Annotated in this window: 27 protein-coding genes; 23 read left to right on the top strand and 4 right to left on the bottom strand. The window is 45.8% G+C overall.

Annotation, left to right across the window (positions count from 1 at the left end):
* Positions 1-52 precede the first annotated feature (52 nt).
* The 7 genes from EOO49_RS15500 to EOO49_RS15530 all read left to right on the top strand — a co-directional run bounded on the left by EOO49_RS15500 (position 53) and on the right by EOO49_RS15530 (position 7,040).
* Positions 53-1,282, top strand: a complete 1,230-nt coding sequence (locus EOO49_RS15500; protein WP_290847319.1) for a cation:dicarboxylase symporter family transporter — start codon at positions 53-55, stop codon at positions 1,280-1,282.
* 86 nt (positions 1,283-1,368) lie between these two features.
* Positions 1,369-1,764, top strand: a complete 396-nt coding sequence (locus EOO49_RS15505; protein ID WP_290847321.1) for a hypothetical protein — start codon at positions 1,369-1,371, stop codon at positions 1,762-1,764.
* 1 nt (position 1,765) lies between these two features.
* A complete protein-coding gene (locus EOO49_RS15510; RefSeq protein WP_290847322.1) occupies positions 1,766-2,149 on the top strand; it encodes a hypothetical protein in 384 nt (127 codons plus the stop codon).
* A 157-nt stretch (positions 2,150-2,306) separates the two neighbouring features.
* Positions 2,307-3,461 carry a 5-(carboxyamino)imidazole ribonucleotide synthase gene (locus EOO49_RS15515; RefSeq protein WP_290847324.1) on the top strand — a complete coding sequence of 385 codons (1,155 nt, stop codon included), beginning with the start codon at positions 2,307-2,309 and terminating at the stop codon, positions 3,459-3,461.
* Positions 3,462-3,495: 34 nt separating this feature from the next.
* Positions 3,496-3,984 (top strand): 5-(carboxyamino)imidazole ribonucleotide mutase, encoded by a 489-nt coding sequence (gene purE, locus EOO49_RS15520; RefSeq protein WP_290847326.1) that lies wholly within the window; start codon positions 3,496-3,498, stop codon positions 3,982-3,984.
* Between the two features lie 109 nt (positions 3,985-4,093).
* Complete coding sequence (locus tag EOO49_RS15525) at positions 4,094-6,121, top strand: M3 family metallopeptidase (protein WP_290847328.1); 2,028 nt, start codon at positions 4,094-4,096, stop codon at positions 6,119-6,121.
* A gap of 154 nt (positions 6,122-6,275) precedes the next feature.
* A complete protein-coding gene (locus tag EOO49_RS15530) occupies positions 6,276-7,040 on the top strand; it encodes a LuxR C-terminal-related transcriptional regulator (RefSeq protein ID WP_290847329.1) in 765 nt (254 codons plus the stop codon).
* On the opposite strand, the gene EOO49_RS15535 is transcribed toward EOO49_RS15530, so the two are convergent.
* On the bottom strand, positions 7,037-7,381 hold the full coding sequence (locus EOO49_RS15535; RefSeq protein ID WP_290847330.1) for a YEATS-associated helix-containing protein: 345 nt from the start codon (positions 7,379-7,381) through the stop codon (positions 7,037-7,039). The two genes, EOO49_RS15530 and EOO49_RS15535, sit on opposite strands and share 4 nt — an antisense overlap.
* Before the next feature lie 139 nt (positions 7,382-7,520).
* Between EOO49_RS15535 and EOO49_RS15540 the strand changes: the two genes are divergently transcribed.
* From EOO49_RS15540 to EOO49_RS15590, 11 genes are read left to right on the top strand one after another with little or no spacing between them, the layout of a single operon-like run.
* Positions 7,521-8,282, top strand: coding sequence for a LuxR C-terminal-related transcriptional regulator (locus tag EOO49_RS15540; protein WP_290847332.1), 762 nt, complete (start codon positions 7,521-7,523; stop codon positions 8,280-8,282).
* Between the two features lie 51 nt (positions 8,283-8,333).
* The gene (locus EOO49_RS15545) at positions 8,334-8,837 is read left to right on the top strand and encodes a transcriptional regulator (protein WP_290847334.1); all 504 of its coding nucleotides are present in this window, start codon (positions 8,334-8,336) and stop codon (positions 8,835-8,837) included.
* Positions 8,838-8,879: 42 nt separating this feature from the next.
* Complete coding sequence (locus EOO49_RS15550; protein WP_290847336.1) at positions 8,880-9,635, top strand: DUF2071 domain-containing protein; 756 nt, start codon at positions 8,880-8,882, stop codon at positions 9,633-9,635.
* 52 nt (positions 9,636-9,687) lie between these two features.
* The gene (locus EOO49_RS15555; protein WP_290847338.1) at positions 9,688-10,503 is read left to right on the top strand and encodes a hypothetical protein; all 816 of its coding nucleotides are present in this window, start codon (positions 9,688-9,690) and stop codon (positions 10,501-10,503) included.
* 25 nt (positions 10,504-10,528) lie between these two features.
* Positions 10,529-11,437 carry a TIGR01777 family oxidoreductase gene (locus tag EOO49_RS15560; protein WP_290847340.1) on the top strand — a complete coding sequence of 303 codons (909 nt, stop codon included), beginning with the start codon at positions 10,529-10,531 and terminating at the stop codon, positions 11,435-11,437.
* 2 nt (positions 11,438-11,439) lie between these two features.
* A complete protein-coding gene (locus tag EOO49_RS15565) occupies positions 11,440-11,937 on the top strand; it encodes a hypothetical protein (protein ID WP_290847342.1) in 498 nt (165 codons plus the stop codon).
* 9 nt (positions 11,938-11,946) lie between these two features.
* Positions 11,947-12,444 (top strand): hypothetical protein, encoded by a 498-nt coding sequence (locus EOO49_RS15570; RefSeq protein ID WP_290847344.1) that lies wholly within the window; start codon positions 11,947-11,949, stop codon positions 12,442-12,444.
* A gap of 10 nt (positions 12,445-12,454) precedes the next feature.
* A complete protein-coding gene (locus EOO49_RS15575; RefSeq protein WP_290847346.1) occupies positions 12,455-12,898 on the top strand; it encodes a hypothetical protein in 444 nt (147 codons plus the stop codon).
* Entirely contained in the window at positions 12,895-13,242 is a 348-nt protein-coding gene (locus EOO49_RS15580) for a hypothetical protein (RefSeq protein WP_290847348.1), read from the top strand. Before EOO49_RS15575 ends, EOO49_RS15580 begins: the two co-directional genes overlap by 4 nt.
* 9 nt (positions 13,243-13,251) lie before the next feature.
* Complete coding sequence (locus EOO49_RS15585) at positions 13,252-13,614, top strand: hypothetical protein (RefSeq protein WP_290847350.1); 363 nt, start codon at positions 13,252-13,254, stop codon at positions 13,612-13,614.
* A 17-nt stretch (positions 13,615-13,631) separates the two neighbouring features.
* Positions 13,632-14,084, top strand: a complete 453-nt coding sequence (locus EOO49_RS15590; protein WP_290847352.1) for an SRPBCC family protein — start codon at positions 13,632-13,634, stop codon at positions 14,082-14,084.
* Here EOO49_RS15590 and EOO49_RS15595 read toward each other — a convergent pair.
* The 3 genes from EOO49_RS15595 to EOO49_RS15605 all read right to left on the bottom strand — a co-directional run bounded on the left by EOO49_RS15595 (position 14,081) and on the right by EOO49_RS15605 (position 15,468).
* Positions 14,081-14,401, bottom strand: a complete 321-nt coding sequence (locus EOO49_RS15595) for a hypothetical protein (protein ID WP_290847354.1) — start codon at positions 14,399-14,401, stop codon at positions 14,081-14,083. The genes EOO49_RS15590 and EOO49_RS15595 overlap by 4 nt on opposite strands.
* 114 nt (positions 14,402-14,515) lie before the next feature.
* Entirely contained in the window at positions 14,516-14,650 is a 135-nt protein-coding gene (locus tag EOO49_RS15600) for a hypothetical protein (RefSeq protein WP_290847356.1), read from the bottom strand.
* Positions 14,647-15,468 carry a hypothetical protein gene (locus EOO49_RS15605; RefSeq protein ID WP_290847357.1) on the bottom strand — a complete coding sequence of 274 codons (822 nt, stop codon included), beginning with the start codon at positions 15,466-15,468 and terminating at the stop codon, positions 14,647-14,649. The genes EOO49_RS15600 and EOO49_RS15605 overlap by 4 nt, the downstream gene beginning before the upstream one ends.
* A 142-nt stretch (positions 15,469-15,610) precedes the next feature.
* Between EOO49_RS15605 and gcvP the strand changes: the two genes are divergently transcribed.
* The 5 genes from gcvP (at position 15,611) to EOO49_RS15630 (ending at position 22,305) form a co-directional block, all read left to right on the top strand.
* Complete coding sequence (gcvP, locus tag EOO49_RS15610; RefSeq protein WP_290847359.1) at positions 15,611-18,460, top strand: aminomethyl-transferring glycine dehydrogenase; 2,850 nt, start codon at positions 15,611-15,613, stop codon at positions 18,458-18,460.
* Positions 18,461-19,146: 686 nt separating this feature from the next.
* The gene (locus EOO49_RS15615; protein WP_290847361.1) at positions 19,147-19,524 is read left to right on the top strand and encodes a group III truncated hemoglobin; all 378 of its coding nucleotides are present in this window, start codon (positions 19,147-19,149) and stop codon (positions 19,522-19,524) included.
* A 125-nt stretch (positions 19,525-19,649) separates the two neighbouring features.
* Positions 19,650-20,711, top strand: coding sequence for a 3-oxoacyl-ACP synthase III family protein (locus tag EOO49_RS15620; protein ID WP_290847363.1), 1,062 nt, complete (start codon positions 19,650-19,652; stop codon positions 20,709-20,711).
* 166 nt (positions 20,712-20,877) lie between these two features.
* Positions 20,878-21,408, top strand: coding sequence for a methyltransferase domain-containing protein (locus tag EOO49_RS15625; protein ID WP_290847365.1), 531 nt, complete (start codon positions 20,878-20,880; stop codon positions 21,406-21,408).
* 48 nt (positions 21,409-21,456) lie between these two features.
* Positions 21,457-22,305, top strand: coding sequence for a glycosyltransferase family A protein (locus tag EOO49_RS15630; RefSeq protein ID WP_290847367.1), 849 nt, complete (start codon positions 21,457-21,459; stop codon positions 22,303-22,305).
* The last annotated feature ends 1,464 nt before the right edge of the window (positions 22,306-23,769 follow it).

The following is a 23,769-nucleotide window of genomic DNA, read 5'->3' on the forward strand; positions in this document are numbered from 1 at the left end:
ATGGTCATTTGCGACATCGATGTAATTTCAGCGGAAAAACCTACATTCGCATATGTCAGAAACACTTCCCAAAAAAGAATCGTTAGCGTTCAAAATCTTCACAAACCTCACTTTCTGGGTTTTGATCGCGATTGTCTGTGCGATCCTGTTCGGACATTTCGCTCCTGAAAAAGCAGTAAAAATGGAATCGCTGGGCAAAGGCTTCGTCGAGGTGATCAAGATTTTCATAGTTCCGATCATTTTCCTCACGATCGTACTCGGAATCTCGGGCATGGGCGATCTCAAAAAAGTTGGAAGAATCGGGATAAAATCGCTCGTTTACTTTGAAATAGTGACAACTTTCGCGCTCGCAATCGGCGTTGGCGTGGCGTTTTTGATGCAACCCGGAAAGATTGACCGCGGCGGACTCGAAATCCCGGCGAGCTATTCGGGCACTGCCAAAACCGAATTCGACTGGCTGCAGTTTTTTCTCGACAATCTTACGTTGCAAGTACTTGTCGCTGCTATAATCGTTGGGATTTTGCTCAATTATCATCCGAAACGCCAACAGGTCGTCGATTTTCTTTACGTCTGTTCCAAATATGTGTTCAAAGCACTCAAACTCGTGATGTATTTCGCGCCCATCGGGGCTTTTGGCGGAATGGCGTTCACCGTGGGAAAATTCGGATTGCACACACTTCTGCCGCTAGGAAAACTCATGCTGACGATGTACATCACCATGGCATTGTTCGTTTTCGTGATTCTCGGAAGCATCCTGAGGTATTACAAAATGAGCATTTTCTCGTTTCTCAATTACATCAAGGCCGAACTTTTGATCGTGCTTGGAACGTCATCTTCCGAAAGCGCGCTTCCCAATCTCATGGAAAAACTCGAGAAACTGGGTTGCAGTAAATCGGTTGTCGGATTGGTCGTGCCTACAGGTTATTCGTTCAACCTCGACGGAACCTCGATTTACCTGTCGATGGCCGTGATTTTTCTCGCGCAACTCTACGACGTTCACTTGACTTTGACCGAAATCCTGACGGTAATCGGACTTTTGATGATAACCTCGAAAGGCGCCGCTGGCGTAACCGGAAGCGGTTTTGCAGTTTTGGCCTCGACGCTGACCGCAATCCACAAAATCCCGATCGAAGGTCTGGCGTTCTTGCTCGGCGTTGACAAATTCATGAGCGAGGCGCGCGCCATCACGAATTTTATCGGAAACGGCGTTGCGGCGATAGCGATTTCGAAGAACGAAGGTGAGTTTTCAGAGCTTTCACCCGAAGTAAATCGGGAAATCTGACCACATCAAATTGCAAATCTGTAAGGCAATCGTATAATAGAACGTTTTTGGCGATTTCGGATTTTTACCTAACTAAATTCCAAATCATGAAAATCAAACAAACCTTATTCACGCTCTTGCTTGCTCTCGGATTTTTCGCTTCCGCGGATGCACAGGTTTCTGTCAATGTAAATGTCGGAACGCCACCTGTTTGGGCGCCCGCGACTCCGGCCGGAGTCGAATATTATTACATTCCGGACATCGATTCTTATTACGATATCAGGACAACCGAGTATATTTACCCAACAAACGGACGCTGGATCCGCTCGCGAGCCCTGCCTTCGGCCTATCGCACTTACCGACCGAGCGCGCCAAGAACCGTAATCGTGAACAATTATCACGGAAGATCGCCTTGGGTCACGCACAAAACTTATAAGGTCAAAAAGGTGAAAGGCCCGAAACACCACGGCCGCGGTCACGGAAAAGGCCACGGAAAACATTGATATGAAACTTAGAATCCTATTTCCTGTTTTTTGCTTTCTGACTTTGGTAATCGCTTGCGACAATTCTGACGGAAACGACCGAACGCCTGTCGAATACAGATTGCTGAACGGAAACAACAACATTTCGTCGATCACGTTCACAGGCGCAAACGGACAACCGGCAACGGTCGCAACGGCGAATTTGACCAACAATTGGACGCAGAAAATCTGGGTCGTGCAGCCATTCACGGCTTCGGCTACGGTCGCACTTTCGAATCCGAGGGGAAGCGACTCCGAATATGTGCTTCAGATTTACAAAAGGAACAATCTGCTCGCCACGGTGGTCGACACTTTGGGCGCGGCTTCCGATACTACCGCCTCGATTTCGGTTTCGGTTTCGAACTGACAGCGAAATCATTGCTTTTTTATGGAAAAGGTAATTTGATGTAGGCCGAAATCGCATCTGCGGAAGCGAAAATCCAAATCGAAAAATAACCTTTTGACCGCTTTTGGTCTACGAACTTTTCGACTTTAAAGGTTATCTTTGCGAAAACACGACCACTATGAATTTTTTCTCTTCCGATTTCAAACTCGGCATTCTCGGAGGCGGCCAATTGGGCAAGATGCTTTTGACGGAAACCCGAAAGTTTGACATCCAAACCTATGTTCTCGATCCCAGCGACGAAGCACCGAGCGCCATCGGCTGCAACAAATTCTACCAAGGCGATCTCACCGATTTCAAGACCGTTTACGAGTTTGGGAAAAAGGTCGACGTGCTGACTTTCGAGATCGAAATGGTGAACGTCGAGGCTTTGGAACAGTTGGAGTCGGAAGGCGTGAAAGTCTACCCTTCGCCAAAAACGCTCAAGCAAATCCAGAACAAAGGTTTCCAGAAGGATTTTTACAAGAGAAATAACATTCCAACCGCGCCTTATCAGCGTTACACGGGCATTTCAGAATTGATCGCGACGATAAAAGCCGGAAGTTTGGCCTATCCATTCGTGTGGAAAAGTGCCGAATTCGGATATGATGGAAACGGCGTGAAAGTCGTGCGAACAATCGACGACGTCCAGAATTTGCCCGAAGTCGAATGTATTTCGGAGGAAATGATTCCGTTCAAGAACGAACTTGCGGTGATCGTCTCGCGAAGCGCATCGGGACAAATCAAGACTTATCCAGTTGTTGAAATGGAGTTTCATCCAGAAGCGAATCAGGTCGAATACGTGATTTGTCCGGCGAGAATTTCTGATGAAGTCGCCGAAAAAGCGCGTTTGATCGCACTCGAAGTTTCCAAAAAGTTCGACCACGTAGGTTTGCTTGCCGTGGAAATGTTCCAAACCGACGACGACGAAATCTTGGTGAACGAAGTCGCGCCGCGTCCGCACAATTCCGGGCATTATTCGATCGAAGCCAGTTACACTTCCCAATTTGAAAACCATATTCGCGCCATTCTCGATCTGCCGTTGGGAAATACTGACAGCAAAGTCGCCGGCGTCATGGTAAATCTGGTTGGAGCCGAAGGTTTTTCGGGTCAGGTGAAATACGAGAACATCGAAAAAATTCTTGACATTCCTGGCGTAACGCCTCATATTTACGGAAAGAAACAAACCCGCCCGTTTAGAAAAATGGGACACGTGACCATCGTGGACCAAGATATGGCGCAGGCGCGAAAAATCGCTGAAGTTGTGAAGAATACGATTCGGGTCGTTTCGAACTGATCTGAAAATATGAAAATCCGATAATCCAAAAAACATGAAAGTCGCCATCATCATGGGTTCCATTTCTGACATGCCGGTCATGCAGGAAGCCATTTCCATACTCGAAGAATTCAATATCGAAACTGAAGTCGACATCGTTTCGGCTCACAGAACGCCCGAAAAACTGTTCGATTTCAGCAAAAACGCCCACAACCGCGGAATTTCAGTGATCATCGCCGGAGCTGGCGGAGCGGCGCATTTGCCGGGAATGGTCGCCTCTATGTCGCCACTTCCCGTAATTGGCGTGCCCGTAAAATCGAGCAATTCGATTGACGGTTGGGATTCGGTTTTGTCCATTTTGCAGATGCCGGGCGGCGTTCCGGTCGCGACCGTTGCTTTGAACGGCGCCAAAAATGCGGGAATTCTCGCGGCCCAGATCATCGGAAGTGCTGACAAAGACGTGCTCCAAAAAATAGTCGAGTATAAAGAAGGCCTAAAACAGGCGGTTCTTAAGGCTTCTGACGATTTAAATACCCGGAATTAATCTGCAGGTTTCCAAAACACTGTAGTTTCAAACCAATTTGTTTTTACTAAAAGTCTAATCAAAAAGATCTTTGAGGTTTTGAAAATCTTACAGGTCAAATAGGATCAAAATGAACGTACTCACCCAAAAATTTACCACCAAATACGATACGGCGCCGTTTTCCCAAATCAAGACCGCCGATTTTTTACCCGCTTTTGAGCAAGGAATCGCATCGGCAAAGAAAGAAATCGACGAAATCACTTCAAACCCACAAGCTGCGACTTTTGGAAATACGATCGAAGCACTTTCTTTTTCGGGCGACCAACTCGACCGCGTTTCCAATATTTTCTTCAATTTACATTCGGCCGAAACCAACGACGAAATCCAGAAAATCGCTCAGGAAGTGTCGCCTTTACTGAGCGAATTCGGGAATGACGTGCGTTTGAACGAGCAATTGTTCGCAAGGGTGAAAGCTGTTTGGGAACAAAAAGACAGCCTGGATCTGAATGCCGAACAGACGACTTTGCTCGACAAGCAATACAAGAGTTTTTCTAGAAACGGAGCGAATCTACCCGGGGAAAAGAAAAACCAATTGCGCGAAATCGACAAGGAATTGTCCAGATTGAGTCTTGAATTCGGGGAAAATGTGTTGTCAGAAACGCATGCTTTCCAACTTCATATCACCGATGAAAAAGACTTGTCGGGATTGCCTGAAGGCGTGATCGAAGCCGCATCCGAAACCGCGAAAAGTCTCGAAAAAGACGGTTGGGTTTTCACGCTCGACTACCCGAGTTATGTTCCTTTCATGACTTATGCCGACAACCGGGAATTGCGCAAGAAACTCGCGATTGCGTTCGGGTCGAAAGGTTTCCGGAACAATGAACTCGACAATCAGGAAATCGTGCTCAAAATCGCAAAACTTCGCTTCGAGCGCGCGAAATTGTTGGGTTACGACACACACGCACACTTTGTTCTCGAAGAAAGAATGGCCGAAAACCCAGCGAAGGTCAAAACGTTTCTGGAAGAACTTTTGGCAAAAGCACGTCCGGCGGCAGAGCGCGAGTTCAAGCAACTTTCGCAGTTCGCCAAAGACAAGGACGGCATCGAAACCCTTGAAAAATGGGACGGCGCCTATTATTCGGAAAAACTAAAACAGGAACTTTTCTCGCTTGACGACGAAAAACTAAAGCCGTACTTCAAACTCGAAAACGTGTTGCAAGGCGCGTTCACGGTCGCAAATAAATTGTTCGGACTCACATTTGTAGAAATCAACGACATCGATAAATACCATCAGGATGTCGTGACTTATGAAGTGAAGGACGTTTCAGGAAATCTCGTTTCTATCTTTTACGCCGACTTTTTCCCGAGAAAAGGAAAGCGAAACGGCGCCTGGATGACGTCGTTCAAATCGCAATATGTGATTGGCGGAAACAACGAGCGTCCGCATGTTTCGATCGTGTGCAATTTCACCAAACCGACCGAAACCAAACCTTCGCTTCTCACTTTCAACGAAGTCACGACCTTATTCCACGAATTCGGGCACGCGCTTCACGGGATGTTGGCCAATACGACTTATCCGAATCTGTCCGGAACTTCGGTTTACTGGGATTTTGTCGAATTGCCGAGCCAGATTCTCGAAAATTGGTGTTACGAACCCGAAGCTTTGGCTTTGTTTGCGCACCATTATCAAACGGGCGAAGTGATTCCGCAGGAATACATTACCAAAATCAAGGATTCGGCGAGCTTTCAGGAAGGCATGGCGACCTTGCGCCAATTGAGTTTCGGGCTTTTGGATATGGGTTGGCACGGACAAGATCCGACGGGAATCACGAATCTCAAGAACTTCGAAACCGAGCAGTTCGCCACGACGCAATTGTATCCCGATGTAGCCGAAAACGCCATGAGCACGTCGTTTTCCCACATTTTCCAAGGCGGCTATTCGTCGGGTTATTACAGCTATAAATGGGCCGAAGTTTTGGATGCCGACGCTTTCGAATATTTTCAGGAACAAGGGATTTTCAATGCTGACGTTGCCCGGAAATTCCAGGAAAACGTGTTGTCGAAAGGCGGCACCGAACATCCGATGGTTTTGTACAAACGCTTCCGCGGACAAGAACCAAAACCCGACGCTTTGTTGAAACGCGCCGGATTGTTGTAAAGCAATTCCTCCAAAATAAGGAAATCCGTAAGCGAATAGGGAAAAACCTGGAATCGTTTATGGGTTTCCGTATTTTAAATGGCCCGTACTGGACTATTTTTACGGCTTCAAAAACAAATGGCATCTGCCCCGAATGCCTTAGAACTCTATTGTCATGGGATTGTCATTTTATAATGAAGCGCAGAAGGTTTGGGACGATGTGACGCGCGAGATGATCGTCGACGACAAGGATTTCGATTTGGCAGTCCATAAGAAATTGCTGGATGTTTTTCACGTTGGGAGTTATTATTACTATGTTTTTGACATCAAGAATCTCGAGTTCCGGTTCATCAGTCCGGCCGTGAAAGACGTTTTGGGTTACGAGCCTGAAAACGTGACCGTTCCTTTTATCATGTCGCTCATCCATCCTGAAGACCAGGCGACATTTCTCAACCACGAAGCCGCGGTCGTAGAATTCGTGAAGCAACTTTCCTACGACCAACTCGCGCGCTACAAATTCAGTTACGATTATCGGGTTCGCAAGGCGTCGGGCAAATATGCGAGGATTTTGCAGCAGGTCGTTTCGCTCAAATATGACGAAAACAACAACTTGCTTTACACTTTCGGAGTTCACACCGATATCTCGCATCTGAAGAAAAACAACGATTCCATTCTATCTTTCATCGGACTCGAAGGCGAAAAATCTTACATAGACGTCAAACCGAAAGAGATTTACAAGGCGTCAGGCGAAATCTTCACACCTCGTGAAAAAGAAGTGCTTTTCCACATTCTCAAAGGCGAGCAAAGTCAGGAAATTGCCGAGAACCTTTTCATCAGCAAGCATACGGTGAACACGCATCGAAAAAATATCCTGTCGAAAACCAATACGAAAAACACGATTGAACTTGCGATCAAGATCGTGACCGAAGGTTTGGTCTAGCTTTCGCGGATGCGCAACGGCTTTGACGTTTTTTTGACCGATGTGAGTCGCATCAGAAACCGATATGCGAACATGAGGAAAACCACCGATATCATAAAACAGATACAACCCGCCAAAACGAGATTGAGCATGGTTTCCTGAGTCGGGATAAAAAGCTCGGAGTACATTGCGACCAATAAAGCGATTGCCGCGCCAGAGGTCAATATTCCGAAAATCAAGCTTTTGAGAAATTCGATCTTTCGCCATTTGACCTCTGAATTGTTCATCAAATAACCGACAATTCCGCCTAAAATCCCCGAGATGAAAAATACGAATACCGTGATTCCCGGATTCGTATCCATTAAATTTACCGCGCCACCCATACAACTGTCGATTAATGATTTAGCATCAAAGTTGTACAATATGCGAACACATAGCAATACCTAGTTATAGTGATTTTTTTTGCGCCGTCTTTGACTACTTTTCCAGAAAATTGCCCAGATGAAAAATCTCAAGAGTGAAATCGCGAAAATCCATGGTGAGATTTCGATGGAACGCAACTGGAAAAATTACTCCATAGATTTCGAAGTGCACAAAAAACTGCTGCTCGCCTTTCAGCCAGGGCCGGCTTATTACTGGATCTTGAATACGCAGGCCGGCACTTTCGAGATGATGTCGCCTGAAATCGAAGCGGTTTTGGGATACCATCCGGACGAAGCGACGTTTTCATTCCTGCTCGAAAAAATCCACCCTGACGACACGCCTTACCTACTTAATTTCGAGGCCGCTCTGGGCGAATTCATTGCCCAAATGCCGTCCGAAAAAAGACATCGGTACAAATACCAATACGATTTCAGAATTCAGAGAGCCGACGGAAAATACGTGAGAATCCTGAACCAATTGGTCATCATAACTTACGAGATAGAACTGAATCTGATTCGAACATTTGGCGTGCAATGCGACATCACGCATCTCAAAACAGATCCGAAACCGCGACTTTCGTTTATAGGATTTGAGGGCGAACCATCGTATTACGACGTTGTCCCAAAGACGATTTTCCAACCGACGCCCGGAATTTTCAGTCCGCGCGAAAGACAGATCCTCGAACTTATCGTCGAAGGAAAAACCAGCAAAAAAATCGCCGAAGATCTTTTCATTTCGAAGTTCACGGTCGACACGCATCGCAAACAAATGCTTCGTAAAGCCAACTGCAAATCGGCATCGGAACTGATCTCGAAAGCGATACTGGAAGCTTGGATATAGAAAGTTTCAGAAATATTTGAAAGTTTAAAAATAAGTTCCTACATTTGACTCATGGAACTCGAACAAGCCAAAAGACGATTTATAGATTCATGGGGCGCCCTCGGCTCACAGTGGGGAATCAACCGAACGATGGCACAAATCCACGCGCTTTTGATGATCTCCAAAGATTCACTTTCGATGGAAGAAATCATGGAAGATCTGTCGATTTCAAGAGGAAACGCGAGCATGAACCTTCGCGGCTTGATGGATTGGGGAATCGTTTTCAAGGAATACAAACCGGGCGAAAGACGCGAATTCTTCGTTGCCGAAAAAGACCTGGACGAACTCGCGGTCAAAATTGCGAGAGAACGCAGCAAACGCGAGATCAAACCGGCGTTGAAAGTTTTGAAGGACGTTTCTTCGATCGATGCGGGAAGTTCCTCTGACAAAAAATATTTCACCGAACAAACCGGGAAGTTGTACGATTTCGTATCCAAAGCCGACAACATGCTTGAAAAAGCGACCGAGTACAAAGACAACTGGCTTGCACAACTCGTTCTCAAAATCATGAGGTAAAAAAATTTGAGCAAAAATTTCACTTTTTTCTGAAACTTTAATATGAACCGATTCTTTCCATACTTCAAGAAAAACGATAAACCGAAAAGCTTCCTAAAAGCGCAATGGCGTCATTTGGCCTTCGCGAATTACGAAGTGAATCCCGAAGTTTTGACACCGTTTTTGCCCGCCGGAACAGAATTGGATTTGTGGAACGGCAAGTGTCTCGCGAGTTTGGTCGCCTTCCTGTTCCTCGAAGTCCAGGTGTTTGGCGTGAAAGTTCCGGGACATGTGAATTTCGAGGAAGTGAACATCCGATTTTACGTGAAGCGTTTCGACGGAAAACAGTGGAAACGAGGCGTGGTTTTCGTCAAGGAAATCGTTCCGAAAAGCGCAATCGCGTTTATTGCAAATACGTTTTACAAGGAAAAATACGAGCGTTTGCCGATGCGTCATTCGTTTTCGGAGTCTGATTTTACCAAAACTTACGAATTCGGCTGGAAGAAAACCGGCAACTGGAATACGTTCTCGGTAGACACGAAAAAGGTCGCCACCGAAATCCCGAAAGGTTCGCAAACCGAATTCATCACCGAACACTATTTCGGTTATTCAAAACAGAATGCCGTGACGACTTTCGAGTATGAAGTCAAACATCCGCGGTGGCAACAATTCGAGGTGAGCGATTTCAAGATCGACGTTGATTTCGAAGCCGTTTATGGAGAACAGTTCGCTTTTATGAAAGATCTCGAACCCGCTTCTGTTTTTCTCGCCGATGGATCGCAAATCTCCGTCGAAAACAAAATCAGGATCACGACCTAAAAAAATTTTACGAAATGTTTCATTTTTTTCTGAAACTTTAATATTTACTACAATGAAAACTTTGGCCAACCAAACCTTGATCTTCGACGAAGATTGTCCGCTGTGCCGCGCTTACAGTGGTGCTTTCGTGAAAGTAGGAATGCTCGATGCGCAAGGAAAAATGCCGTATTCTGAACTGACGGCTTGCGAATTCGTCGACCGAAAACGCGCTGCGAACGAAATTGCGCTTGTCGATCACGCAAACAAAACCACACTTTACGGCATCGACAGTTTGCTCGAAGTCATTGGCGCTTCTTTTCCGATCGTGAAAAAAATCGGGCAGTTCGCTCCCGTTCATTTTTTGCTGACGAGGTTGTACAAATTCATTTCTTACAACAGAAAAGTCATTATGCCGAACCCAAAAACAGCCAAAAATCACGTGCAGTGCTTGCCTGATTTCAATGTGAAATATCGAGTGATTTACCTTATTTTCGCGGTTTTGGCGACGGCTTTCACGCTTCACGCTTTCGCGGATCTGCTTCCGGAAATCGCTCACACGAATCTTGCGACAGAACTCGTTCTGGCTTTCGGACAAGTCGTTTTCCAGGCAATTTTCCTCGCCAGAAAAGACTTCAAAACCATTCTCGATTACAGCGGAAACTTGCTCACGGTTTCTTTGTTCGGATCATTGCTTTTGCTTCCGATGTTGATTGCGAGCCAGTTCTTCACCGTTGGCGAATTCGTTGCCGTGAATTATTTCGGCTTGACCGCGACTTTGATGTTTCTCGAACATTTCCGACGCATCGAATTGCTGAAACTGCCAAAAATCCTGTGCTTGACCTGGATTTTGTATCGCATCTTATTCGTCGCTTATCTTACAATCCGTTAATCTGAAAACCCAAAAATTCAAGATCATGAACAAATTAGTAATCGCCGCCGGTACAGGTTTTCTTGGAAATGTCCTGGCCGAAAACCTCAAAAATCGCTTTGAACAGATCGTGATTTTGACTCGCGGACAAAGCAAAACCGTCGGACACGTTCGCATGGTGACTTGGGACGCCAAGAAAATGACGGGTTGGGAAAACGAACTCGAAAACGCCGATGTCCTGATAAATCTCGCAGGAAAAAGTGTCGATTGCCGCTACACGGACGCGAACAAAAAGGAGATTCTGGCGTCAAGAATCGACAGTACTTCTGTGTTGAACCTGGCTGTGAGAACTTGCGTGAATCCGCCAAAACACTGGCTTAATTCTTCAACAGCGACGATTTACAGACATTCTTTGGACAAGCGAATGGATGAAACCGAAGGCGAAATCGGGAGCGATTTTTCTATGGACGTGGCTAAAGCTTGGGAAGCCGAATTCTACAGCGTCGAAACGCCAAAAACGCTGAAAACCGCGCTCAGAACTTCTATCGTCTTGGGCAAAAAAGGTGGCGCTTTCCTTGCGCTCAAAAACATCGCAAGACTCGGATTTGGTGGACAACAAGGCAATGGACGCCAATTCGTAAGTTGGATTCACGAGAAAGATTTTGCGCGAGCGGTTGCATTCGTCATCGACAAAAAACTCGAAGGCGCGGTGAATGTCGTTTCTCCGGAACCGATCCGAAACGCTTTGTTCATGAAAGTCCTGAGAAAAACTTTGGGCGTCGCAGCCGGAATTCCGATTGGCAAAAAACTGCTGGAATTTGGAGCGAAAATCGTCGGAACCGAAACCGAATTGGTGCTGAAAAGCCGAAATGTCGTTCCGAAAAGATTGCTCGAAAACGGCTTCACTTTCGTTTACGGAACACTCGAAAAAGCACTTCACAACCTCACGCATTGATTATGGAAACGATCGATTACACGAAAATGATCCGCAAAATCGGCAAACAAGAAGCGCTTTTAGCCACCGGAATTGCGCTTTTGATAGACACTTTAATCCTTGTTATCGGTTTTGGGAAACAATATGATTCGGAGTCGTTTTATGATCCAAAACTTTGGGCAACCGCTGTTTTTGCTTTTGCGTTACTAATCGTCGGACAACTTTTTGGCCAAACATGCGCAAAATTTATCTCGAAACATTCGCGAGCTTGGTGGCTTGGCGGCATAATCTGTGCTTTTGCGACGTTGTTCGTCTCGGCTGCGATTTGCGGTTTATACTTTTTGTTGGCGACGGGCGAGATCATAAAAGGAAATGTTTCGGTTTGGGAAAATATAGTCTCGGCGGTTTTTGCATTGCCGGCTGTTTTCGTGGTTTACAGCTCGCCCGTTCTGGTCGCCCACGGACTTTGGTTCGGCTACCGTATTTCAAATAAGATCAAAAAACTAGCTGCCGAACTTTAATTCACTTGTATGGAAACGAACGATTACACAAAAATGATCCGGAAAATCGCGAGTCGCGAGGCTTTTATCGCAACCGGAATCGCGTTGACTATCGACTGCATAATCCTGATTGTCGCCACTTTGACCGATGATAGCATGTTTGCCATCGAATCGCGAACGCTTTGGATTCCGATAATTTTCGCCATTGCGCTACTTGTTTTTGGGCAACTTTTGGCAAAACGCACAGCAGTTTTAATTTCTCGAAAACCTCACATTTGGTGGCTTGCCGGGCCAATTTGCGCTGCGGTGACGTTGTTCATTGCCGTCTCCATTTGCAGTTCGCTGTTTTTCATAAACGAAGCAATTGTGAATTTCAATATAGATTTGTTTTGGATGGATCTTGCCGTATTTACGCTCGGAATTCCTGCCGGAATACTCATTTACAGTTCGCCTTTTCTGCTCGCCCACGGACTTTGGTTCGGTTACCGAATTTCAAATCGGATCAAAAACCTTCACGTCGAAGTCTAACGCAATCGCAATGAAAACTATCAGAAATCTTGCAAAAATCGATTTTATCGGAAGAACCGAAGCTGCTTTTGGCATTTCGGTAGCGATCGTCCTTGACCTTTTGATCTTGTTATGGAACAATTTCAGTTTCGGTGAAAAAGAGTGGAATTTGCTGCTTTTGGACGCTTTGGCCTTCTTTCTCGTAGCACAAATTTCCGGAACTTTTGCCGCCAGAGCGATTCTCGTTCACGATTGGTCGTCAGGATTCGTCGGGATTTGCGCCGCCTGGATTACGTTACTGGCAACGACGATCGCGCATTGTTTCCTTTACGGATCGGTTTTCGAAAAATCCATCGTCTCGGAAACGGGAAATATTTGTGTGCTTGTTTTCCTATTCGGCTTCATTCCGTCTGGCATTCACGGCATCTGGTTTGGCTACAGAATTTACAAACGCGGACAAAAACTCGAGCCATGAACCTGAATCTCTTCGCTTATTCCATTTTTCTCGCGATCGCGGTCTTCATCATCGGTTTCGTCGGACAGATTTGCTACAGGAACGGAAATGTGTTCGTGCTCGCGCTCATTCCGGGACATCGCGATTTGTGCGTCAAGATAAACCGCACTTTGCTTACGGGTTATTATTTGGTGAATGTGGGATATGCGGCTACGACTTTGGCTTCGTGGGAACCGATCTCGAATTTTGCCCAAGTCGTCGAATCGGTTGCGCAAAAAACCGCGATCATCGTCTCGATTTTAACCGTTTTGCATTATCTCAACATTTTCCTGATTTCGAATCACGTCAAAAAATTAATCCAATAAATTATTATTATGGACACTTCACTTTATCTCATCGGCTATTTCATCTATCTTCCGATCGCTTTCGGACTCACGTTTTACGTTTCTCGTTCGCTTTTCAAAAACAGCAAGGTTTATATGATGGACATTTTTCACGGACGCGAGGAAATCGCGACGGCAACCAACAAATTGTTCGAAACCGGATTCTACCTCGTGAACATCGGCTGGGCGCTCATGATCTTGCGATTGAGTTTGACGGAATATGATTACCGCCATCTGATGGAAGATTTGAGCTACAAAATTGGCGGATTCTCGATTTACCTGGGCGTAATGCTTTTTGTGAACCTCTACTTTTTCTTCCGCGGAAAGCGCAAAGCCAATTCAGTTAACAATTAATAATTAATAATTTGGTGGTGACCATTCTCAAATTCAAAACCACGATCGATGCTTCGGTTCAGACCGTTTTCGACTTGAGCCGAAGCGTCGATCTTCACTTGGAATCGACCTCTCAAACCGATGAAAAAGTCGTGGGCGGAAAAATGTCGGGCTTGATGGAGTTGGGAGAAACCGTGACCTGGCGTGCTAAACACTTCGGATTTTATCTGACGCACGAAAGCAAAATAACACAAATGACCGACGGTTTTTTCGTGGACGAAATGATTTCCGGCCATTTCAAATCGTTTCGGCACGAGCATTTTTTTACCGTTGACGCATCCGGCTTGACCGAAATGACAGACCTTATAAGGTATGGAACGCCGTTTGGGATTTTCGGATGGATTTTCGATGGATTATTGCTCGAGGCGCATCTGCGGAAGCTTATCGAAAACCGCAATTTGTGCATAAAACGCGCGGCCGAAAAAACTTAGAATTCCAATGTTTCGTGCCGCCTCGCGACCAATCCATAAGCCAATGCCAACAAAAACGCGGGCATGAACGAAACGCACCAAAGGAACAAAGTCTGCAATTCTGAAGGAACGCCGTTGACGAAATCGTAAAGGGCAAAATGCACGAGTAAAAGTGAAAGCAGCGAAAATACGATTCCGAAGAGCATGCTTTTGATGCAATTCTGCATTTCCTTTTTTTGGGCCGGCACCATCAAGTAGGCCAAAATTCCCGCTAACATACCTGAGGATATGATGATTAGCAATAAAACATCGGTTTGGGTTATCTGAAGCATTTTCATAGCTGTGGTTTTTCTGATATTAAATTATGAAAATCCTTGATATTCGCAAAATGCGACTATTAATTTTAACAGATTTTTTTCCTGGATTGGAGTTTTCTAATTTCTTTCAGTCTATCAGAGAATGTTGAATGTCCATCGGAACAAACCCAAATAAATATAGGTCACTATAAAAAATATCCAGGCCAGGAAAACGACCAAAAATTTGATGCCGTTGCACGCGAATCCTAAAAAATAAACTTCCTTTTTCATTTGCTCACTGTCATCGCAAGCGCAAGCCACCATAAAACCGTCAGGCTTTCGGCGAAAAGCATCGTGTAATATTTTCCCCTGTTTTCATTGGCGAAAAACAAACATAGCAGAACCGCCATTCCGAATGCGAAATTGCACCAAAAAAGCGTTTCGTTCCTGTGCGTTTTCAGCAATTCGAGGACGAACAAAGCCAACAGCAAAAACAAGCCCAGCCATTTCGTGCGCTTCACTCCTATTTGTTGCGGAACGGTTTTCAAGTGCGGATCGTCCCATTTGAGGTCGATGATCTCGAAAATGAACAAAAGCACGACGATCAGGATGAATCTTTGCACGCAAGTCACGTAAAAATCGACGGTCATTGGCGCCGACGCGTTTACCACAGGAAGCACGACAGTAACGCCAACCCAACTCAAGGCCACGAAATAGATCTTGAGTCCGGCCCAATCGCGCGCTTTTTTTCGGTTCGGGAAAAACGGAAGCGTATACAAAGCAGTGATTCCAAAAACCGCTACCGAAATGAGTTGCGTGAGCCGTTCCAACCTGAAAAAGAAAAATGCGGTCATCACGAAACTTGCGAAACTCAACGCTATGAACGCCTTCATCTTGCGGCTGAGTGCTGGTTTTCCACTTCTCGCGATCGCGTCATATTTCACGAAATTGTATCCGACGATTGTTCCGAAAAATCCAAACCACGAAACCGCTTCGTCGAAAGGCAAATCCATGCGCAATCGCGTGACCTGAATCAACGCGAAAACAGATGTCGCCACGACAAGACTGCCCTGGATCGCAAAATCGATAAGTTTCCTGAATAGGTGCATTTGCCCTAAAATTACACACTCTGTTGAAAAAGCACGTAATCGGTTGAAAATTTCCTAAAAATCAGCGTTAAAGCAAGATTAATTTTTAGACATATTCAGTACTTTTGTCGCACTTTAAACAACACGCACTTTTTACCCTTTTATGAGAACAGACGCTTTTGCTTTGAGGCACATCGGACCAAGACAGGAAGATGTGACAAAAATGTTGAAAACCATTGGAGTTGAGTCAATTGAACGCCTGGTTTACGAAACGCTCCCTGACGATATCCGACTGAAAGCCCCGCTCGATCTCGAGCCGGCGCTTACCGAATACGAATTCTACAATCACATTGTCGCACTCGGCAACCAGAACAAGATTTTCAAGTCTTACATCGGGCTTGGTTATCATCCGGCGATCGTTCCGGCGGCAATTCAGCGAAACATCTTCGAAAATCCGGGTTGGTACACGGCTTACACGCCTTATCAAGCCGAAATCGCACAAGGACGACTGGAAGCGCTTTTGAACTTCCAGACGACCGTGATCGAACTTTCTGGCATGGAAATCGCCAACGCATCTTTGCTTGACGAAAGTACGGCCGCTGCCGAAGCGATGGCACTTTTGTTCGACGTGAGAACGCGCGACCAGAAGAAAAACAACGCCAATAAATTTTTCGTTTCCGAGGAAATTTTGCCTCAGACGCTTTCGGTTTTGGAAACTCGTGCGACGCCTATCGGAATCGAATTGGTCGTAGGAAATCACGAGGAGTTCGCTTTCGCGGATGATTTCTTCGCGGCGATCTTGCAATATCCGGGCAAATATGGACAGGTTTTCGACTACGCGGGATTCATCCGGAAAGCGAAATCGAAAGACATCAAGGTTGCGGTCGCAGCCGATATTTTGTCGTTGGTAAAACTGACTTCTCCGGGAGAAATGGGCGCCGACGTCGTAGTGGGAACTACCCAAAGATTCGGAATCCCGATGGGTTACGGCGGACCACACGCCGGATTCTTCGCGACCAAAGAAGAATACAAGCGCTCGATGCCGGGCCGAATCATCGGTGTGACGATCGACGTGAACGGAAACCGCGCTTTGCGTATGGCTTTGCAGACACGCGAGCAACACATCAAACGCGAAAAAGCGACTTCGAACATTTGTACCGCTCAAGTTCTCTTGGCCGTCATGGCCGGAATGTATGCGGTTTATCACGGTCCGAAAGGCCTTGAATACATTGCCGAAAAGGTGCATGCTTCTGCCGTTACGACTGCTGACGCTTTGAACAAGCTCGGGGTTTACCAAACCAATTCGCACTTTTTCGACACGATTCTCGTCAAAGCCGATGCATCCAAAGTAAAAGCGATCGCCGAGAAAAACGAAGTTAATTTTTTCTACGTAGATGCCGATACGATCTCGATTTCTTTCAACGAAACGACCTCGACACAAGACATCAACCAAATCATCGCGATTTTCGCCGAAGCGGTTTCAAAAGACGCTTTTACGGTTTCGGAACTCGCCTCGAATACGAATTATCCTGACAATCTCGAAAGAACTTCCGAGTTCTTGAAACACGAGGTTTTCAACAGCCATCACTCCGAAACGGCTTTGATGCGCTACATAAAAAAACTGGAACGCAAGGATCTGGCGTTGAACCACTCGATGATTTCGCTTGGTTCTTGTACGATGAAACTCAACGCCGCTTCTGAAATGTTGCCGCTTTCCTTGCCACAATGGAACGCGATCCATCCGTTTGCGCCAATTGAGCAAGCCCAAGGGTATCAGACGATGTTGAAAAAACTCGAACATCAGTTGAATGTCGTTACTGGTTTTGCCGGAACGTCGCTTCAGCCGAATTCTGGCGCTCAAGGCGAATATGCGGGACTGATGGCAATTCGTGCTTTCCACATCGCGAACGGTGAAGGCCATAGAAATGTGTGTTTGATCCCGGCTTCGGCTCACGGAACGAATCCTGCGTCTGCAGCAATGGCCGGAATGCACATCGTCGTTACGAAAACTACCGAAAACGGAAACATCGACGTCGAGGATTTGCGTGCAAAAGCGATTGAGCACAAAGACGATCTGTCCTGTCTGATGGTGACTTATCCTTCGACTCACGGCGTTTACGAAGCTTCGATCATCGAAGTGACGCGAATCATCCACGAAAACGGCGGACAGGTCTATATGGACGGAGCGAACATGAACGCCCAGGTAGGACTTACAAATCCTGCTACGATCGGTGCCGATGTTTGTCACCTGAACCTGCACAAAACCTTCGCTATTCCTCATGGAGGCGGCGGACCTGGAGTTGGCCCGATTTGCGTCGCCGAGCATTTGGTGCCTTTCCTTCCTACGAATCCTATCATTCCTACTGGTGGCGATCAGGCGATTTCTGCGATTTCTGCCGCGCCATACGGATCGGCTTTGGTCTGTTTGATTTCTTACGGATACATCACGATGCTTGGTGCCGAAGGTTTGAAATCGGCTACGGAACACGCGATCCTGAACGCCAATTATATCAAAGAAAGACTTTCGGGCCATTTCGAGACACTTTACACAGGCGAAATGGGACGCGCGGCTCACGAGATGATTATTGAATGCCGTCCGTTCAAGGAGAATGGAATCGAAGTGACCGATATCGCCAAACGCCTTATGGATTACGGCTTCCACGCTCCGACGGTTTCTTTCCCAGTTGCCGGAACGCTTATGATCGAACCGACCGAATCGGAAAATCTCGAGGAGTTGGATCGTTTTTGCGACGCCATGATTTCCATCCGAAAAGAGATTTCAGAAGCGACTGCCGACAACAAAGTGAACCCGTTGAAAAACGCTCCACACACTTTGGCGATGCTTACTGCCGATACTTGGGACTTGCCTTACAGCCGCGAGAAAGCCGCGTTCCCGCTCGAGTACATCGCCGACAACAAGTTTTGGCCAAGTGTTCGCCGCGTTGACGATGCTTTTGGTGACAGGAACTTGATTTGTTCCTGCGCACCGATCGAGGCTTACATGGAATCTTAAACCACGAAATACTTTTTTAAGCCACGAGTGTACGGATACTGTTTTATTCGTGCATTCGTGGCTTTTTTTTCAACTATTCAGAAGCTTTTTTTAAACCGTTAATTCGTTAACAAAACTGCACATCTGTATACCTGTGGCTTTTTTTAAACCATTAAGCTCATTAAGGGCATTAAGATTGGAAGGCATTTCGAACCATTCAATTTAAGGCCAAACCGCAAAACATTCGTTTACTCGTCGCTTTTTTTTGAACCATTAAGTTCGTTAAGGACATTAAGATTGATGGCGGTTTTTTACCCGTTTAAAATCTGACGCAAGACTGGAAATTCGCGAATTAGCGGTTTTTTTAACCAGTAAGCGGTTAAGAATAGTTCAGGCAAAACCGATAAGACTCGTGCATTCGTGGCTTTTTTTAACCGATCAAAATCTCACGCCAAGTTGTGAATTCGCGAATTCGCGGTTTTTTTTTACCAGTAGGCGGTTAAGAATGGTTAAGGCGAACCCGGATAAGATTCATGGATTTGTGGCTTTTTCGAAACATTAAGTTCATTAAGGTCATTAAGAATCGAAGGCTTTTTCGAACCGTCAAAATCTAACGCAAACTTGGATTTTTGTCGTCCCGTAAAAGCGAAATCACCAGTTTCGTGTCAAAGTTCGCGGCCATTAAGTAACGTCAAATTCGCAAAACGATGAAAGACATCCAAAGCAGAAAAGACCTCGAATTCCTGTTGGAAAAATTCTACGAGTCGTTGCTTGAGGACGAGGAAATGCGTCGGGTCTTTATCGACATCGCCAAAATAGACTTGAAAGAACACCTGCCGACAATCGTTGATTTTTGGGAACAAATCTTGTTTCAAACGGCTGATTACAAAAAGAACGTGATGAAAATCCATCTCGCCCTGAACGAGAAAGTCGGGTTTGAAAAAACGCATTTCCAAACGTGGCTCAAGACGTTTGACAGTACTGTGAACGCGCACTTCGAGGGCGAAAATTCCGAAAAAGCAAAAACGCGGGCGCTAAGTATCGGAACAATAATGCAGGCAAAACTGGCGCAAAATTCACAGTAAAATTTCAGCATCCTTTTTTTTCGCGGTAATTTTTTAACAAAATCGCAATTCCTACCCGTTTTCTATCATTTCAGAATACCGAAACACTAGAAAAGTTACCTTTATGTTACTTAATTGCCCTTTAAATGAACGTCAGAATAACCGGTTCTGGAAGTTACATTCCCGAAGTGACCATGAGCAATGCCGATTTCGGCCAACATCAATTTCTAAATGAAGACGGAACGCCGCTACATTATCCCGGCGAGGTCGTAATCCGCAAGTTCAAGGACATTACGGGAATTGAGGAAAGACGGTACGTGAGCGATGATCTGACAACTTCCGACATCGCGTTCCAAGCTGCCGAACGCGCCATCGAAGACGCAAAAATCGACAGGGAAACCATCGATTACATCATTATGGCACACAATTTCGGAGACGTCAAAAAAGGCGCGATCCAGTCTGACATTTTGCCGAGTCTGGCCACTCGCGTCAAATTCAAGCTTCGCATAAAAAACCCGAAATGTGTCGCTTATGACATCCTTTTCGGTTGTCCCGGATGGATCGAAGGCGTGCTTCAGGCCAATGCTTTCATCAAGTCCGGAATGGCGAAACGCTGTTTGGTGATCGGTGCCGAAACGCTTTCGAGAGTCGTCGACGTACACGATCGCGATTCGATGATCTATTCTGATGGCGCTGGAGCGACAATCATAGAAGCGGCGGGCGATGACGTCGGTTTGATTGCACACGAATCGGCGACTTTCACTTATGACGAAGCTTACTATCTCTATTTCGGAAATTCCTACAACAAAGAACTCGATCCGGACGTGCGCTACATCAAAATGCACGGACGCAAAATCTACGAATTCGCATTGAGTCAGGTGCCGCTCGCGATGAAATCCTGTCTGGAGAAAAGCGGCATCGACATTTCCGAAGTAAAAAAAGTCCTCATCCATCAGGCCAACGAAAAAATGGACGAGGCGATCATCCAAAGATTCTACAAACTTTACGGACAAACACCGCCCAAAGACATCATGCCGATGTCTATCCACAAACTCGGAAATTCGTCCGTGGCGACCGTCCCGACACTTTACGATTTGCTCGTGAAAGGAAAATTGGACGGCGAGCACGAACTTCATAAGGGCGATGTGCTTATCTTTGCCTCGGTTGGCGCGGGCATGAACATCAACGCTTTCGTCTACCGATATTGATTAATTTTTAGAAGCAATTTCCCGCTTTCCGCTATTAGTCCTCGTTGTATCGGCAATTTTTTGAAGGCTTGCCAAGAGCTTCCGCTGGTCGCTTCGGCAAACCTCAAAAAAGTAAGCCGCTCCAACTGCGGGCTATCCGCTTAAATCGGGGCTAGGCAATCGATTCATGTACGAAAATACGTATCCAGACAAACGCTTCCGTCTCACGTTGGCGTTCTTAAAAAAACACGTTTCCATCCACGAAAAAGTTCTCGATTTGGGCGTGGACAATCCGTTTTCAAAAATCATGAAAAAGGAAGGTTTTTCGGTTGCCAACACTTCGGGCGAAGATCTTGACAACGACCAATCGGCTTTGAAAAACAACGAATACGACGTAGTTACGGCTTTTGAGATTTTCGAGCATTTCCTGAATCCTTACACGATTCTACAAACCGTAAAATCCAACAAACTGTTGATTTCCATCCCGATGCGCCTTTGGTTTTCGCCTGCCTATCGCTCCAAAACCGATCCTTGGGACAGGCATTACCACGAATTCGAAGATTGGCAACTCGACTGGCTTTTGGAGAAAACCGGCTGGAAAATCATCGATCGCCAACAGTGGACAAATCCTGTGAAAAAGTTCGGAATCCGACCTTTTTTGAGACGCATCACGAATCGTTATTACATTGTTTACGCCGAGAAACAAAATGACAATTAAATCCGGAGCAAGATTGGAATCCGTTTTGTGGAATTTGGACTTTTAACCATGACTTACTCGATTGTCATTCCCGCTTACAACGAACAGAAATTCATCGCCTTGACGTTGGATTCATTGGCTGCGCAGACAATTTTGCCCAAACAAGTTATAGTCGTCAACGACAACTCTACAGATTCCACTGCGCAAATCGTCTCCGGATTCGCTTCCAGATTCGATTGGATCAAACTTGTAAATACGACTTCCGAGGCCGTTCATTTGCCCGGAAGCAAAGTAATACGGGCTTTTGAGAAAGGCTTCGCGGTCGCCGACAAAGACTTCGACGTCATCGTAAAAGCCGACGCCGACCTGATTTTTCCCGAAAATTATTTTGAGACGATATTAGCCAAGTTCCAATCGGACGAAAAAATCGGAATGGCCGGAGGATTCGCCTACATCGAAAAAAACGGCGAATGGATTTTGGAAAACCTCACGGACAAAGACCATATCCGCGGTGCATTCAAGGCTTATCGCAAAGCGTGCTTCGAGCAAATCGGCGGACTCAAGCCAGCAATGGGTTGGGACACGGTCGATGAGTTGCTTTGCAAATTTTACGACTGGAAGGTCGTGACGCTGGCGGAGCTTCGCGTAAAGCATCTCAAACCGACGGGTTCGACGTATGATAAGGCTGCGCGATACAAGCAAGGTGCGGCTTTTTATACTTTGGGTTATGGTTTTTTCATCACGGCTGTCGCGTCAGCGAAACTCGCTATGCGCAAGAAAAAACCACTTCTTTTTTTCGATTATCTCAATGGTTTTTTAAAGGCTAAAGCTGACGGGAAAGCGATGCTTGTTACTTTGGAACAAGGGAAATTTGTTCGGGCTTATCGTTGGCGGAAAATGAAAAACAAACTTTTTTAATTTTTTGCGGCAGCTTCGCTGCCGAATCTTTTATTTTATTTTCCGTTATTTTTCTTTCGCTAGCCGCGCCGTCGTGTGCTTTGATTTTGATTCGTCGCCTTCCGCGGGACTACTTTTACTTCATTGATTTTTATTGTTTTTTAAAGGATTGCTTCGCCAGTTCGCTGCGCTCGGGTCAGTGAACCTCGGTTTGCCTGGCCGCAAAAGTAGCAAAAAGGCCTTTCGGCTGAACCAAAAACGCGACCTGACAGCCTTGAAATTTTGACCCGAGCAACGCGAACTGACGGAGCTTGCGGAGTAAAAGAGGCGAACAATACGCTGTGCCGCTTACGCCTCTTTTTTCCCAAATTTCAAGATGTCAGGTGCCCGCGTTTTTGCTTAGGCCGCGGACTAATTGGAAGTATTTATTTGCTTTTTAGCTTGCTTCGCGGCGCTAAAAACTGTCTTCGTAGGAAGTTTTCGGTTTCGAGAACTTCTCGATTGTCTCCGTAACAAAAAACAGGTGTGTCTTTGACGGAACAATCGGTTGGCTTTGATTGAAATCTTGGGTTTTATGTCGGCACAAAACAACCATCAGGATCAAAAACCTTAACATTTTTTACAGAAAATCTGTAATCGACTCCCGGATTTTTCCCCGAACTTCGGCCAGACCTAACAAATCTCGGAGATTTGTTAGGTCTTAGGAAAATGCAGCTTTTGACGGGATTCGGATGTCTCGAAACACGGATTTTAGAAAATATAAAGTTCCTATTGTCTATATAAAAAAAACAGCTATGTCTTTGACGACGAAATTGGGTTGGCGTTGATCGAGAAATCTCAGGCTTTCACCTTTGCGTGAAACAACTATTCGGATCAAAACCCTTAACATTTTTTACAGAAAATCTGTAATCGACTCCCGGATTTTTCCCAGAACTTCGGCCAGACCTAACAAATCTCGGAGATTTGTTAGGTCTTAGGAAAATGCAGCTTCTCACCAATTTCCAAATGGTTCTTTCGTTGTTTCGAAGCACGGGTTTTCAAAGCCAAAAGTTTCCGGTGACGACGTTATGGAAACGATTCTTGCGATTGAGGAAATTTGGTGTTTCGGAGACACATTTTTTCACAGCGTCAGCGGAGGAAAAATGTCAATAGACACTTTCCGATCAGTCCGGCATTTGAGCGTTTTGGCGGGCACCTGACGTCTTGGAAATTCGCAGAAATGAAAGGTTGTTTGAGCGACCTAAAAAATGAGTCGTTACACAAAAACTCTCCCGCGAGTTCCTTTCATTTCCGAATTTCCAAGGCTGTCAGGTCGCCAAAATCGGTCGTGCCGCGAGCCCTTTTGTTACTTTTGCGGCGAGGCAAACCGAGGAACGAGGTTCACTGAATCCTTTAAAAAACAATAAAAATCAATGAAGTAAAAGTAAGCCCCGCTGGCAGGCGACGAAAGAAAATCAAAGCCTGCGGCAGCGCAGCTGCCGAAAA

Origin of the sequence: Flavobacterium sp. (assembly GCF_004295795.1) — a bacterium.
Lineage (GTDB): Bacteria > Bacteroidota > Bacteroidia > Flavobacteriales > Flavobacteriaceae > Flavobacterium.